The sequence below is a fragment of the Saccharothrix longispora genome, assembly GCF_031455225.1.
GTDB lineage: Bacteria > Actinomycetota > Actinomycetes > Mycobacteriales > Pseudonocardiaceae > Actinosynnema > Actinosynnema longispora.
The window spans coordinates 5,039,165-5,052,405 of the sequence record NZ_JAVDSG010000001.1 but is presented as its reverse complement, the minus strand read 5'-3'; the positions used below and the strand labels follow the sequence as shown (position 1 = coordinate 5,052,405).

The window sequence follows — 13,241 nt, the reverse complement described above, 5'->3', positions numbered from 1 at the left end:
AACTCAACTGAAGCTACGTTCCTGCCCTAACCCACGCTCTCGTGTGAGGGCTCGGCTCCGCCTACCGGCGGGCTGGTTGGTGTCATGGGAGGTATTCCGGTGTCAGGAGCACGACTCGGCCGAGTTCTGGTGCTGGCGGCGGCTTCGTCGCTGGTCCTCGCGGCTTGCGCCGGCGGCGGCGGTGGTAGCGGCGAGGCGGGCGGCGACGTCACGTCGGTCAAGATCGGGTTCATGGGTGACCTCACCGGTGAGAACTCCGCGATCGTGATCCCGCCCCGGAACGGGGCGAAGATGGCGTTCGACGAGTACAACGCCAAGAACCCCAAGGTCAAGATCGAGATGGTCCAGTACGACAGCCAGGGCAAGCCCGACCAGGCCACCTCGCTGATCACGAAGGCCATCGGCACGGACAAGATCGTCGGCCTCATCGGCCCCGCCTTCTCGGGCGAGTCGAAGGCCATCGGCGGCGTGCTGGAGGAGAACAAGATCCCCAGCGTCTCCCCGTCGGCCACCAACCCGGGCCTCGCCTCCAACGGCTGGACCTTCTGGCACCGCGTCGTCGCCAACGACGACGACCAGGGCCCCGGCATCGCCGAGTTCCTGGTGACGGCGAAGTCGCCCAAGAAGGCGTTCGTCCTGTCCGACGACCAGGAGTACTCCGTCGGCCTGGCCGAGGCGGTCGCCAAGTCCTTCGAGGGCAAGGGCGTCACCGTGGAGAAGGACAAGTTCGCCAAGGACGCGTCCGACTACTCCTCGACCGTCACCAAGGTCGCCGCGGCGCAGCCCGACGTCATCGTCTTCGGCGGCTACTACGCCCAGGCCGGCCGCCTGCTCAAGCAGCTGCGCGACGGCGGCGTGACCGCCACGTTCGCCTCCGGTGACGGTTCGCTCGACCAGCAGCTCGTGACCGGCGCCGGTGCCCAGGCCGCCGAGGGCGCCGTCCTCGCCTGCCCGTGCAACATCCCGTCGGCCGACGTGACCGGCCCGCTCAAGACGTTCTTCGACAACTACAAGACGGCCGCCGGCGCCGACCCGGCCATCTACGCGACCGAGGGCTACGACGCGGCGACCGCGTACATCAAGGCCGTCGAGTCGGGTGCCACCACCCCCGAGAAGATCAACGAGTTCCTGAAGACGGTGAGCTTCGAGGGCGTGTCCAAGCCGATCAAGTTCAAGGCGAACGGCGAGCCGGAGAACAACTCCATCTTCGTCTACCAGGTCAAGGGCGGCGTCCTCAAGCTGCTGGGCCCGGCCGAGTCGGCCAAGCTCGAGGGCTGATCGGGACGGAATAGGCAAGCAAGCTAGCGCTGGGGAGCGGGAGCGTCGTGCCAACGACTGCTTCCGCTCCCCGCCACTATGGCGAAGTTTCTCTCCCCCCGCCCGTCTCGTGAGGCAAACCTGTCATGCTTGATGATTTCCTCAACCAGTTCCTACCCAGCACGGTGGGCGGACTGGTGTTCGGCTCCATCTACGCGCTCATCGCCCTCGGCTACACGATGGTCTACGGTGTGCTGCGCCTGATCAACTTCGCGCACTCCGAGATCTTCATGATCGGCACGTTCACGTCGCTGGTGGTCCTCACGGCCATCGCGCCGGCGTCGCCGCTCACGGGGATCGCCCTGGTCGGCGTGATGGTGTTGATCATCGTGCTCTCGGCGGCCGTCTCGGGCGGCGCCGCGATGCTGCTGGAGGTGGTGGCCTACCGGCCGCTGCGCAAGAAGGGCGCCACCCGGCTCACCGCCCTGATCTCCGCGATCGGCGCGTCGCTGTTCCTCCAGGAGCTGTTCGCGCTCGTCGTCATCCCCTGGTTGACCGGCAAGCCCGGCCGCAACCAGCAGCCCGCCCCGCGCATCGTCGACCGCGACACGGTGTTCACCATCGGCAACGCGGCGATCCGCACCGACCACATCATCGTGATCGTGGCGGCGGTGATCATGATGATCGCGCTGGACCGCCTGGTGAACAAGACCAAGATCGGTCGGGGCATCAGGGCCACCGCGCAGGACCCCGAGTCCGCGGTCCTGATGGGCGTCAGCATCGACAACATCGTGCGGACCACGTTCCTCCTGGGTGGCGCGATGGCCGGCGTGGCGGGCGCGCTGTACCTGATGGAGTTCGAGAACACCGACTACCGCATCGGTTTCGTGCTGGGCATCAAGGCGTTCACCGCCGCGGTCCTCGGCGGCATCGGCAACCTGCGGGGCGCACTGCTCGGCGGCATCGTGCTCGGCCTCATCGAGAACTGGGGCGCGATCTTCCTCGGCTCGGAGTGGAAGGACGTCATCGCCTTCACCGTCCTGGTGGTCGTGCTGATGTTCCGCCCCACCGGCATCCTCGGTGAATCCCTGCAGAAGGCCCGAGCATGAAAGGCAACGGAGTGTCTGGCAACTCGAACCCGTCGAGGCGCGTGGGCGCGCTGTTCGACGGCGCCCGCGACTGGTGGGCAACCGCGAAGGCGTGGCAGCGGTACGCCCTGTACCTGGCCGCGCTCGTGTTCGCGCTCATCCTGCCCGCGCCGTGGATCGGCTCGTTCATGTCGCCGGGGGCGGACTGGACGTCGGTGCTGATCTTCCCGATCGGCACGTACATCCTGCTGGCCATCGGCCTGAACGTCGTGGTCGGCCAGGCGGGTCTGCTCGACCTCGGGTTCGTGGCGTTCTTCGCCATCGGCGGGTACTCGGTCGCCTACTTCGGCACCCAGTACGGCTGGAACTACTGGGCCACCGCCGTGTTCGGCATCATCCTGGCCGCGGTGTCCGGCGTCATCCTGGGCGCGCCCACCCTGCGCCTGCGCGGCGACTACCTCGCCATCGTGACGCTGGGCTTCGGTGAGATCGTCCGCATCGTCGCGAACAACACCGACGAGATCGGCGGCGCGCGCGGCATCACCAACATCCCGCACCCGCCGGAGATGTTCGGGATGAAGTTCCTGCTCGACCCGGCGCCGTACTACTACCTGATGGTCGCCGCGATCGCGGTCGTCATCGTCTTCTCGGTGCGGCTGCAGAAGTCCCGCGTCGGCCGCGCGTGGGCCGCGATCCGCGAGGACGAGGACGCCGCCGAGCTGATGGGCGTCCCGACGTTCAAGTTCAAGCTGCTCGCCTTCGCCATCGGCGCCATGATCGGTGGCCTGGCGGGCGGCATCTACGCGGGCAAGGCCGTGTTCATCGAGCCGAACACCTTCCCGTTCATCCTGTCCGCGACCATCCTCGCCGCGGTCGTGCTCGGCGGTTCGGGCAACCTGCCCGGCGTCATGCTGGGCGCGTTCATCATCGCCTGGCTGCCCGAGCGGTTCCGCGAGGCCGGTTGGCTGAAGGACCTGCTGGGCCGCGACCCCGCCGAGTACCGCATCCTGCTGTTCGGCGGTGTGCTGGTGCTGATGATGGCGCTGCGGCCGGAGGGCCTGCTGCCGTCCCGGCGGCGCAGGGCGGAACTGCAGGAGGGGACCGGCGGCATGGGCGCCATGGGCGCCGAGGTCGCGGGTCCCGACAGCGAGGCATCGTCGGAGGTGTCCAAGTGAGCACGCCCGTCCTCCAGCTCGACGCCGTGACCATGCGCTTCGGCGGCGTGGTCGCGTTGCGCGAAGCGCGGATCAGCATCGACGAAGGCGAGATCTTCGCCCTCATCGGGCCGAACGGCGCCGGCAAGACCACCGTGTTCAACGTGGTCACCGGCGTGTACTCGCCCACCGAGGGGCGGGTGCTGTTCCGGGGCGAACCCATCAGCGGCGCCAAGCGGTTCAAGATCACCAAGATGGGCATCGCCCGCACGTTCCAGAACATCCGGCTGTTCCACAACATGTCGGCCCTGGAGAACGTGATGGTGGGCGCCGACGCGCACCACAAGACCGGTGCGATCGGCGCGACGCTGGGCCTGCCGTGGCACCGCAAGGAGGAGAAGCGCGGGCGCGAACTGGCGCGCGAGCTGCTCGACTTCGTCGGCATCCCCGGCCGGATGGACGAGACCGCGAAGAACCTCCCGTACGGCGACCAGCGGCGCCTGGAGATCGCGCGGGCGCTGGCGACGGACCCGAAGCTGCTGCTGCTCGACGAACCCGCGGCCGGCATGAACCCGGCCGAGAAGGAGTCGCTCCAGCACCTGATCCGCAAGATCCGCGACAGCGGGCGGACCGTCCTGCTCATCGAGCACGACATGAGCCTGGTCATGGGTGTCAGCGACCGCGTGGCGGTGCTCGACTTCGGCCAGCTGATCGCAGAAGGGCTGCCGGCAGAGGTGCAGAACGACCCGAAGGTCATCGAGGCCTACCTGGGGGTGTCCGAAGATGCTTCTTGAGGTCAAGGACATCCACGTCCACTACGGCAAGATCGCGGCCATCAAGGGCATCAGCCTGGAGGTCGGCGACGGTGAGATCGTCTCGCTCATCGGCGCGAACGGCGCGGGCAAGACGACCACGCTCAAGACGATCTCCGGCCTGCGCCCGCTGACCAGCGGCAGCATCCTGTTCAACGGCGCGGACATCTCCAGGATGCCCGGCCACAAGCGGGTCGTGGCGGGCATCGGGCAGTCACCGGAAGGCCGCGGCGTGTTCCCCGGCATGACGGTGCAGGAGAACCTCCTGATGGGCGCCTACACCCGCAAGGACAGCCTGGACGCCGACCTGGCCGAGGTCTACGAGCTGTTCCCGCGGCTCAACGAGCGCAAGAACCAGTTCGGCGGCACCATGTCCGGCGGCGAGCAGCAGATGATCGCCATCGGCCGGGCGCTGATGACCAAGCCGAAGGTGCTCCTGCTCGACGAGCCGTCCATGGGTCTCGCGCCCATGCTCATCGCGCAGATCTTCGAGATCATCAAGGAGATCAACAAGCGCGGCACGACCGTGCTGCTGGTCGAGCAGAACGCGCAGCAGGCGCTGAAGCTCTCCGATCGCGCGTACGTGCTGGAGACCGGCCGGGTCGTCAAGAGCGCCCCCGGTCCGGAGCTGCTGGACGACCCCCAGGTGCGCGCCGCGTACCTCGGCGGTCACTGACCCGTCCCGCCAGGAGGGGGTCCCACCGCCCGCGGTGGGACCCCCTCGGCGGTTCCGGGGCCCGGCTCAGGGGCGGGTGAGCGGGATGTCCGTGCCGGTCCCGTCCTCCAGGTCCGTCAGCGTCGGCCCGCCGTACACCCGCAGCGCCAGCGGCTTCACGTCCTCGGGCAGGTCGTAGTACACGTCGTACTCCAGCCGCACGTTCGCGCCCAGGTCGACGACGTCCGGCTGCCGCTTGATCGTCATCGCCTGCGCGTCGGTCGCGTGCTCGCCCTTCCGGTCGTCCACCAGCACGTGCCTGCGGGCCGCGAACGACACGCTGCTGCGGCCGTTGTTCACCACGCTCATCCGGACGCGCACGAACCGGCCCTTCGCCTCGAACTCGGCGTGGCTGCCGATGATCGCGTCGATCCCCGTGGTGAGCCCCAGCAGGGTGAACGCCGTGTCGCCGTCCGAGGTGGTGGGCACGTGCAGCGCCCGCTCGTCCGGCCGCACCGTCTGCACGGGGACCGGGTAGGTCTCCGCCGACGAGGCGGTCGGGGTCGAACCGGTCTGCACGGGGCCGCCCGTGCACCCGCCCACCAGCACTGACGCCGCCACCGCTACCGCCCAGACCGCGCGCACGGTCACCTCCACACGTCGCCGAGGCCCCCATTAGACCGCGCGGTCAGCCCTTCGGCGTGTCTTTCAGGAAGCACGTGAGGCGGGCCGTGCACACGCGGCGCTCCTGCTCGTCGCTGACCGCGATCTCGTAGGTCGCCGTGCTGCGCCCGCGGTGGATCGGCGTGCACACCCCCGTGACGAGGCCGTCCGTGACGCCCCGGTGGTGCGTGCAGGACAGCTCCAGCCCCACGGCCAGCCGCTCCGGCGCCGCGTGCATCGCCGCCGCGATCGACCCGAGGGTCTCCGCCAGGACCGCGCTCGCGCCGCCGTGCAGCAGCCCGTACGGCTGCCGGTTGCCCTTCACCGGCATCGTCCCGACCAGCCGGTCGGCATCCCATCGGGTGATCTCGATGCCCAGCTTGTCGGCGAGCTGTTCCGCGGCGACATCCTGGTCGGTGCCGGGGATGCCCTCAGGTGCTGACGTCACGTGCTGCTCCACTCGGTTCAACGCTGTCGGACCCTCACCCTAGACTCGGCGCGTGAGCACTCCAGGAGCCTCCCGCTTGCTGCTGATCGACGGCCACTCGATGGCCTACCGGGCGTTCTTCGCGCTGCCCAAGGAGAACTTCCAGACCGGGACCGGTCAGACCACCAACGCGGTGTACGGCTTCACGTCGATGCTGATCAACCTGCTGCGCGACGAGCGGCCCACGCACATCGCGGTGGCGTTCGACGTGTCGCGCAGGACGTTCCGCACCGAGGCGTACGCGGACTACAAGGCGGGTCGCAGCGAGACACCCGACGAGTTCCGCGGGCAGGTCAGCCTCATCAAGGACGTCCTCGACACGCTGAACATCCGCACCCTGTCGAAGGACAACTACGAGGCCGACGACATCATCGCCACGCTCACGACCCAGGCGACGGCGCTCGGCCACGAGGTCCTCATCTCCACCGGCGACCGCGACGCGCTGCAACTGGTCACCGACAAGGTGACGGTGCTGTACCCCGTCAAGGGGGTCTCCGAGATGGCCCGCTACACCCCGGAGTTGGTGCTGGAGAAGCAGGGCGTCCGGCCGGAGCTGTACGCCGACTACGCGGCGGTGCGCGGCGACTCGTCCGACAACCTGCCCAACACCCCCGGCGTCGGGCCGAAGACGATCGTGAAGCTGCTCAACCAGTTCGGCTCGCTCGACGGGCTGGTCGACCACGTCGACCAGGTGCCCGGCAAGGTCGGCGACGCGATCCGCGACAACCTGCCCAACATCATCCTCAACCGGCAGCTCACCGAGCTGGTCCGCGACGTCGAGCTGCCGTTCGGTCCCGAGGACCTGGAGGCGCGGCCGTGGGACCGCGACGCCGTGCACCGGCTGTTCGACGAGCTGGAGTTCCGCGTCCTGCGCGACCGGCTGTTCGCCACCCTGTCCACCGCCGAGCCGGAGGCCGACGAGGGCTTCGCCGTCAGCGGCGGCCCCGTGCCCGCCGGCGCCCTCGGGGCCTGGCTGGACGCGCACGGCCGCGCCGGCCGCGTCGGCGTCGCGTTCCGCTCCACCGGCGGGGACCTGGAGGGCCTCGCGTTCGCGACGCCCGGCGGCGAGGGCGGCTACGTCGAGGTCGCCTCGCTCACCGAGGAGGACGAGAACGCGCTGGCCGCGTGGCTCGCCGACGCCGACGTGCCGAAGGCGGCGCACGACCTGAAGCTGCCCCTGCGCGCGCTGCGCGCCCGGGGGTGGGTGCTGCGCGGCGTCACCAGCGACACCGCGCTCGCCGCCTACCTCGTGCGGCCCGGCCAGCGGTCGTTCGCCCTCGACGACCTGGCCCTGCGCTACCTCAAGCGCGAGCTGCGCGCCGAGGAGGTCGACGACGGCCAGCTGTCGCTGCTCGCCGACGAGGAGGAGGAGCGCGAGAAGACCGCGCGGGCCGCGATCGTGCGCGCGTTCGCCGTGTCCGAGCTGGCCGACGCGCTCGACGAGGAGCTGGTGCGCACCGGCCAGCAGTCGCTGCTCGCGTCGCTGGAGCTGCCGCTCATGCACGTCCTCGACGAGGTCGAGGCCGTCGGCATCGCGATCGACACCGACCACCTGGCCGAGCTGGAGGCGCACTTCGCGGCGGGCGTGAAGGAGGCCGCGCAGGCCGCGTACGCCGTCATCGGCAAGGAGATCAACCTCGGCTCGCCCAAGCAGCTCCAGGCGGTGCTGTTCGACGAGCTGAACATGCCGAAGACCAAGAAGACCAAGACCGGGTACACGACGGACGCCGACGCGCTCCAGACGCTGTTCGAGAGCACCGAGCACCCGTTCCTCCAGCACCTGCTGGCGCACCGCGACGTGACCAGGCTCAAGTCGACGGTGGACGGCCTGCTCAAGGCGGTCGCGGACGACGGGCGCATCCACACGACGTTCCACCAGACCATCGCCGCCACCGGCCGGCTGTCGTCCACCGACCCGAACCTCCAGAACATCCCGATCCGCACCGACGAGGGCCGCCGCATCCGCGAGGCGTTCGTCGTCGGGCCGGGCTTCGCCGAGCTGATGACCGCCGACTACAGCCAGATCGAGATGCGGATCATGGCGCACCTGTCGGAGGACGAGGGGCTGATCGAGGCGTTCCGGTCGGGGGAGGACCTGCACACGTTCGTGGCGTCCCGCGCGTTCTCGGTGCCGACCTCCGAGGTGAGCGCCGAGCAGCGCCGCCGGGTCAAGGCGATGTCGTACGGCCTGGCCTACGGGCTGTCCGAGTACGGCCTGGCGCAGCAGCTGCGCATCCCGGCGGCCGAGGCGCGCGAGCAGAAGGAGGCGTACTTCACCCGCTTCGGCGGCGTGCGCGACTACCTGAACACGATCGTCGTGGACGCCCGCGAGAAGGGCTACACGGAGACCATCCTGGGGCGGCGGCGCTACCTGCCGGACCTCAACAGCGACAACCGCCAGCGCCGCGAGATGGCCGAGCGGATGGCGTTGAACGCCCCCATCCAGGGCAGCGCGGCCGACATCATCAAGGTGGCGATGCTGGGCGTGTTCCGGGCGCTGGAGGCGTCGGGCCTGAGGTCGCGGATGCTGCTCCAGGTGCACGACGAACTGGTGCTGGAGATCGCCGAGGGCGAGCGCGAGGCCGTGGAGGCGCTGGTGCGCGAGGAGATGGGCAACGCCCACCACCTGGCGGTGCCCCTGGAGGTCTCGGTGGGCGTGGGCCGCTCCTGGGACGCCGCCGCGCACTGACCCCCGACGGGGTGAGGCAGGGGGTGGGCCGAGGCCCGCCCCCTCGGCTCCGCTCCCTCGGTTCCGCTCCTTCAGCGCAGCGGCGTCACGCGCACGTCCCGCGCCGTCAGCGCCTCCCCGCACCCGGTGCAGGCGACCGCCACGTCCACCCCGCCCCCGCAGTCGCGGTGGTGCAGGTCGAACGACGGGCCGGGCTCGGGTGACATCCACCGGTCGCCCCACTTGCGCAGCGCCATCAGCACCGGGTAGAGGTCCAGGCCCTTCTCGGTCAGCCGGTACTCGTAGCGCGTCCGGACGTCCTTGTACGCCTCGCGCCGCAGGATGCCCTCCTCCACCAGCGTGCCCAGGCGCTCGGTGAGCACGCTGCGGGAGATCTCCATCGTCGACTGGAAGTCCTCGAACCGCCGCGTGCCGAGGAACGCCTGCCGCAGCAGCAGCAGCGTCCACCGCTCTCCCAGCAGCGCCGCCGGCAACGACACCGGGCACTGCTCGTCCACGACCCTGACCTGTCCCATGGACCCCGACGATACCGCTTGCGTTCGGAAAACGAATCCAGTTAGGGTTCGGAATCCGAACCCAAGGGGCGCACGCCATGCGAGTCCGCGAACTGCACCGCGCCGAAGCGGCCGACGTCGTCGCCACCGTCTTCCGCGGCCTCTCCCCGCACAGCCGCTACCTGCGCTTCCACGCCCCCGTGCCCCGCCTCACCGCGGCCGTGCACCGCCGCCTCGCCGACCTCGACGGACGCCACCGCGCCGCCCTCGTCGCCGAGTGCCACCACCGCCCCGTCGGCATCGCCCGGCTCGCGGCCACCGGGGACGCCGCCGCCGAGGTCGCGATCGCGGTCGTCGACCCGTGGCAGCGCAAGGGCGTCGGCACGCGCCTCGTCGCCGAACTCGCCGCCCTCGCCGCCGCCCTCGACTACACCGCGCTGCACGGCGACGTCCTCCACGACAACCAGCCGATGCTCCGCCTCGTCCGCCGCCTCCTCCCCGGCGCGCGCCTCACCCGGGCCGAGGACGACGTCGTCCACGTCCGCTACCCGCTCACCGTCACCCACGAGGACCTGGTGGCCGACTTGCGGTGGTGAGCAGAATCGTGGTCATGCGACGCAGCGGCGGCACGCGACGGGTGTTCGGCTTGGTCCTGGCCCTCCTCCTGGTCGCGCCGCCGGCCGTCCAGGCGACCCCGCCGGGGGACCGGCCCCTGCCCGGCTACACGGTCGACAACCCGCCGCTGCCGCCCGCGCGGGTCGGCGGCCTGCCGTCGCGCGTCCTCCAGGGCGTGCACGAGCACGCCGCGTACACCGTCGAGGTCCCGCCCCGCTGGAACGGCCGCCTCGTCATGTGGGCGCACGGCTACCGCGGCGCGAGCACCGTCCTCACCGTCGACCCGCCCGGCTACGGCCTGCGTCAACGCCTCCTCGACCAGGGCTTCGCCTGGGCCGCGTCCAGCTACTACGCCAACGGCTACGACGTGAGGGCCGGCGTCGAGAGCACGCACGACCTCGCCGTGCGCGCCCAGCGGCTGATCGGGCGGGCGAAGGGCGTCCTCGTCGCCGGCGTCTCCATGGGCGGCCACGTCATCGGCCGCTCGCTGGAGCAGTACCCCCGCTTCTACGACGGCGCCCTCCCGCTGTGCGGCGTGCTCGGCGACCAGGAGCTGTTCGACTTCTTCCTCGACTACAACCTCGTCGCGCAGGCGCTGAGCGGCGTCCGCGCGTGGCCCCCGCCGGCCGACTACCTCGACGCCGTCGTGCCGCGCATCCAGGCCGAGCTGGGCCTGACCGGCACGCCGAACGAGCGCGGCCGGCAGCTCGTCGACATCACCGTGAACCGCTCCGGCGGCCCGCGGCCCGGCGGCGAGCAGGCGTTCCGGCACTGGAAGGACTTCCTGTTCGGCCTGGGGGCCGCCTCGTCCGGCGAGGGCCTGGCCGCCGACCCCGGCCAGGTCGCCACCAACGCGCTCACCCGCTACACGCCGAACACCCCGGTCGACGTGGACCGCGCCGTCCGGCGCGTCCTGCCGGAGAACCTCCGGGCCCGCCTCACGCCGTCGCTCACCGAGGTGCCGCGCATCGCGGGCCGGCCGACCGCGCCGGTGCTGTCGCTGCACGACCTGGGCGACCTGTTCGTGCCGTTCTCGATGGAGCAGCTCTACGAGCGCGACGTGCACCGCAACGGCCGCGGCCACCTGCTGGCGCAGCGGGCGATCCGCGCCGTCGAGCACTGCGAGTTCAGCCCGGTCGAGGTGGGCACCGCCTGGGACGACCTGGTCAGGTGGGTGGACACGGGCCGCGAGCCCGCCGGGGACGTCGTGTCCGACCCCGCCGTCGTGGCCGCGCCCGACTACGGCTGCCGCTTCAGCGACCCGGCCGCCTACTCCGCCCCGAACGGCACCCGCCGGCTGTTCCCGCCCTGCTGACGCGGCGCGGCGGCCGGCGCCGCGCCGACACCCCGACTCGCCGGCGGCCGAACGGCCGGGTGGCGGTCGACCGCGGCGGTAGCCTGACCCGGTGCCGCTCCTGGGACCGCGCGACGAGTTGCCGCACCCCCCGCGCCGGGTGCTCGTGACCGGCACGTCCGGCTCGGGCAAGTCCACCCTCGCCCGGCACGTCGCGGGGTGCCTCGGGTTGTCCTATGTGGAGATGGACTCGCTGTTCCACGGTCCACAGTGGACACCCAGGGTGGAGTTCGAGGCGGACGTGCGGCGGTTCCTGGAGAGGCCGGCGTGGGCGACCGAGTGGCAGTACCGCGCGGTGCGGCCGCTGCTGCTTTCGCACGCGGACACGCTGGTCTGGTTGGACCACCCGAAGCACGTCGTCATGCGCCGGGTCACCGTGCGCACCACGATGAGGCGCGTGCGACGGGCGGAACTGTGGAACGGCAACGTGGAACCGCCCCTGCGCACGGTGTTCACCGATCCCGAGCACCTGCTGCGGTGGGCGTGGAAGTCGCACCGCAGGACCGGTGAACGGGTCCGCGCCGTCCTCGGCGGCGAGCACGCGGACCGGCTCGTGGTGGTGCGGCTGCGGGGCCAGCGAGAGGTCGACCAGTGGCGTAGAGGCCCGTTGCGCAGAGCGGCGGAACGGGGTGAGGAGTCGGTGCGATGAGCGAGCGAACGGCGTTGGTGCTGGGCGGCACGGGGATGTTGAAGGGGTGCGCGGACGAACTGCTGGCGCTGGGGTGGCACGTCGTGCTGCCCAGCCGCAGACCGGACGGGGCACTCGGGCAGGCGGCGAGAGCGTCGCTGAAGAGGGGCGGCCACGTGCCGCAGGCAGGCGAGCGGGCACGCGCGCTGCGCGTCGCGGCGGACTGGGCCAGGCCGGGGGAGCTGGCCGACAAGGTGCGCGACGCGCTGGCGGGGCGACCGGCCGACCTGCTGGTCGCCTGGGTGCACACCAGCTACCGCGCCGCCGTGCTGAGGGCCGTCGCGCCGCTGCTCGCGCCGCACGCGCCGGTGGTGGAGGTGCTCGACAGCAGCGAGATCAACCCGGTGCGCGGCGTGCCGGACCCGACGCTGGAGGGCCACCCGGCGCAGCAGGTCGTGCTCGGGTTCATCCGGCACGGCGGCGGCACGCGCTGGCTCAGCCACGAGGAGACGTCGGTGGGCGTGCTCGACGCCGTGCACCGCGCCCTGGAGGGCCGCCCGCCGTCGGTGCACCAGGTGGGCGAGATCGACACCTGGGAAGCGCGCAACTAGGCCGCGCGGATCAGGCCGGCGGGCGCAGGCCGCGCACCAGCAGCAGCACCGACTCGCGCACCTCGGCGAGGTCGCGCTCCGGCTGGAACACCTGCCAGTCCAGGGCCACCACGAGCATCGTGCCGAACAGCGCGGCGGACGCGGTGCCGACCTGCACGCCCTCGGGCAGCCGGCCCGCGTCGGCCAGCCGCTGCACCTGGCCGCGCACGATCGACACGATGTCGTCGCGCAGCAGGCCCAGCGTGCCGTGCCACTGGCCGGGCGTGCGCCACAGCTCCGACACCAGCAGCTGCCCGAACGCCGGGTACTCGGCGAAGAACCCGAGCATCCCGTCCACCAGCGACGTCATCGCCGCCTCGGTCCCGGCCTCGTCCCCGGCGGCCTTCAACCGCGCGGCCAGCAGGTCGACGCCGTGCCGCAGCAGGGCGTCGACCAGCGCGTCCTTGCTGGCGAAGTTGTAGTAGACGGTGCCCTTGGCGACCCCGGCCTCGGCGGCGATCTCGTCCACCGTCACGCTCGCCGCGCCCCGTTCGCCGACGAGCTTCAGCGCCGCGTCGAACAGCTTCCGCTTGGTGGCGGCGGTGCGGCCGGGGCGGGGGCCGGTCACAGCACCAGTTCGGGCTTGAGGCGAGACGGGGTCCACACCCGCTGCTTGTACGCGGCCGGCGTCGACAAGGCAAGCCCGGCGAGCGGGTGGCCGGCCAGGACCAGCGCGTCCCGACGAAGTGCCACCC

The 13,241-nt window shown here is 71.2% G+C and carries 15 protein-coding genes; 10 read left to right on the top strand and 5 right to left on the bottom strand.

All coding sequences use genetic code 11. The features are described 5' to 3' along the window. Positions 1-99: 99 nt before the first annotated feature. The 5 genes from J2S66_RS20705 (at position 100) to J2S66_RS20685 (ending at position 4,987) form a co-directional block, all read left to right on the top strand. The gene (locus J2S66_RS20705; RefSeq protein WP_310308854.1) at positions 100-1,278 is read left to right on the top strand and encodes a branched-chain amino acid ABC transporter substrate-binding protein; all 1,179 of its coding nucleotides are present in this window, start codon (positions 100-102) and stop codon (positions 1,276-1,278) included. 125 nt (positions 1,279-1,403) lie between these two features. Then, positions 1,404-2,366: a branched-chain amino acid ABC transporter permease gene (locus J2S66_RS20700; protein WP_310308853.1), complete on the top strand. Its 963-nt coding sequence runs from the start codon at positions 1,404-1,406 to the stop codon at positions 2,364-2,366. Continuing rightward, positions 2,363-3,520 carry a branched-chain amino acid ABC transporter permease gene (locus J2S66_RS20695; RefSeq protein WP_310308852.1) on the top strand — a complete coding sequence of 386 codons (1,158 nt, stop codon included), beginning with the start codon at positions 2,363-2,365 and terminating at the stop codon, positions 3,518-3,520. The genes J2S66_RS20700 and J2S66_RS20695 overlap by 4 nt, the downstream gene beginning before the upstream one ends. 32 nt (positions 3,521-3,552) lie before the next feature. Next, complete coding sequence (locus J2S66_RS20690; RefSeq protein ID WP_306750221.1) at positions 3,553-4,293, top strand: ABC transporter ATP-binding protein; 741 nt, start codon at positions 3,553-3,555, stop codon at positions 4,291-4,293. After that, positions 4,283-4,987: an ABC transporter ATP-binding protein gene (locus J2S66_RS20685; RefSeq protein ID WP_310308851.1), complete on the top strand. Its 705-nt coding sequence runs from the start codon at positions 4,283-4,285 to the stop codon at positions 4,985-4,987. Before J2S66_RS20690 ends, J2S66_RS20685 begins: the two co-directional genes overlap by 11 nt. 66 nt (positions 4,988-5,053) lie before the next feature. Here J2S66_RS20685 and J2S66_RS20680 read toward each other — a convergent pair whose 3' ends face one another. Then, complete coding sequence (locus J2S66_RS20680; protein WP_310308850.1) at positions 5,054-5,611, bottom strand: DUF4352 domain-containing protein; 558 nt, start codon at positions 5,609-5,611, stop codon at positions 5,054-5,056. A gap of 43 nt (positions 5,612-5,654) precedes the next feature. Continuing rightward, the gene (locus tag J2S66_RS20675) at positions 5,655-6,077 is read right to left on the bottom strand and encodes a hotdog fold thioesterase (protein WP_310308848.1); all 423 of its coding nucleotides are present in this window, start codon (positions 6,075-6,077) and stop codon (positions 5,655-5,657) included. A 52-nt stretch (positions 6,078-6,129) separates the two neighbouring features. Here J2S66_RS20675 and polA point away from each other — a divergent pair, with 52 nt between their 5' ends. After that, positions 6,130-8,805, top strand: coding sequence for a DNA polymerase I (gene polA, locus J2S66_RS20670; RefSeq protein WP_310308847.1), 2,676 nt, complete (start codon positions 6,130-6,132; stop codon positions 8,803-8,805). A 71-nt stretch (positions 8,806-8,876) separates the two neighbouring features. Here the strand turns inward: polA and J2S66_RS20665 are convergent, their stop codons facing one another. After that, on the bottom strand, positions 8,877-9,320 hold the full coding sequence (locus tag J2S66_RS20665) for a winged helix-turn-helix transcriptional regulator (RefSeq protein ID WP_310308846.1): 444 nt from the start codon (positions 9,318-9,320) through the stop codon (positions 8,877-8,879). Positions 9,321-9,397: 77 nt separating this feature from the next. Here J2S66_RS20665 and J2S66_RS20660 point away from each other — a divergent pair, with 77 nt between their 5' ends. The 4 genes from J2S66_RS20660 (at position 9,398) to J2S66_RS20645 (ending at position 12,507) form a co-directional block, all read left to right on the top strand. Beyond that, the gene (locus J2S66_RS20660; RefSeq protein ID WP_310308844.1) at positions 9,398-9,895 is read left to right on the top strand and encodes a GNAT family N-acetyltransferase; all 498 of its coding nucleotides are present in this window, start codon (positions 9,398-9,400) and stop codon (positions 9,893-9,895) included. A 14-nt stretch (positions 9,896-9,909) separates the two neighbouring features. Continuing rightward, positions 9,910-11,229: an alpha/beta hydrolase family protein gene (locus J2S66_RS20655; RefSeq protein ID WP_310308843.1), complete on the top strand. Its 1,320-nt coding sequence runs from the start codon at positions 9,910-9,912 to the stop codon at positions 11,227-11,229. Between the two features lie 91 nt (positions 11,230-11,320). Further along, a complete protein-coding gene (locus J2S66_RS20650; RefSeq protein WP_310308841.1) occupies positions 11,321-11,917 on the top strand; it encodes a P-loop NTPase family protein in 597 nt (198 codons plus the stop codon). Beyond that, entirely contained in the window at positions 11,914-12,507 is a 594-nt protein-coding gene (locus tag J2S66_RS20645; protein WP_310308839.1) for a Rossmann-fold NAD(P)-binding domain-containing protein, read from the top strand. Before J2S66_RS20650 ends, J2S66_RS20645 begins: the two co-directional genes overlap by 4 nt. A 10-nt stretch (positions 12,508-12,517) precedes the next feature. On the opposite strand, the gene J2S66_RS20640 is transcribed toward J2S66_RS20645, so the two are convergent. Both J2S66_RS20640 and J2S66_RS20635 read right to left on the bottom strand, forming a co-directional pair. Beyond that, entirely contained in the window at positions 12,518-13,114 is a 597-nt protein-coding gene (locus J2S66_RS20640) for a TetR/AcrR family transcriptional regulator (RefSeq protein WP_310308838.1), read from the bottom strand. Further along, positions 13,111-13,239 carry a hypothetical protein gene (locus J2S66_RS20635; RefSeq protein WP_310308836.1) on the bottom strand — a complete coding sequence of 43 codons (129 nt, stop codon included), beginning with the start codon at positions 13,237-13,239 and terminating at the stop codon, positions 13,111-13,113. The genes J2S66_RS20640 and J2S66_RS20635 overlap by 4 nt, the downstream gene beginning before the upstream one ends. Between the last annotated feature and the right edge of the window lie 2 nt (positions 13,240-13,241).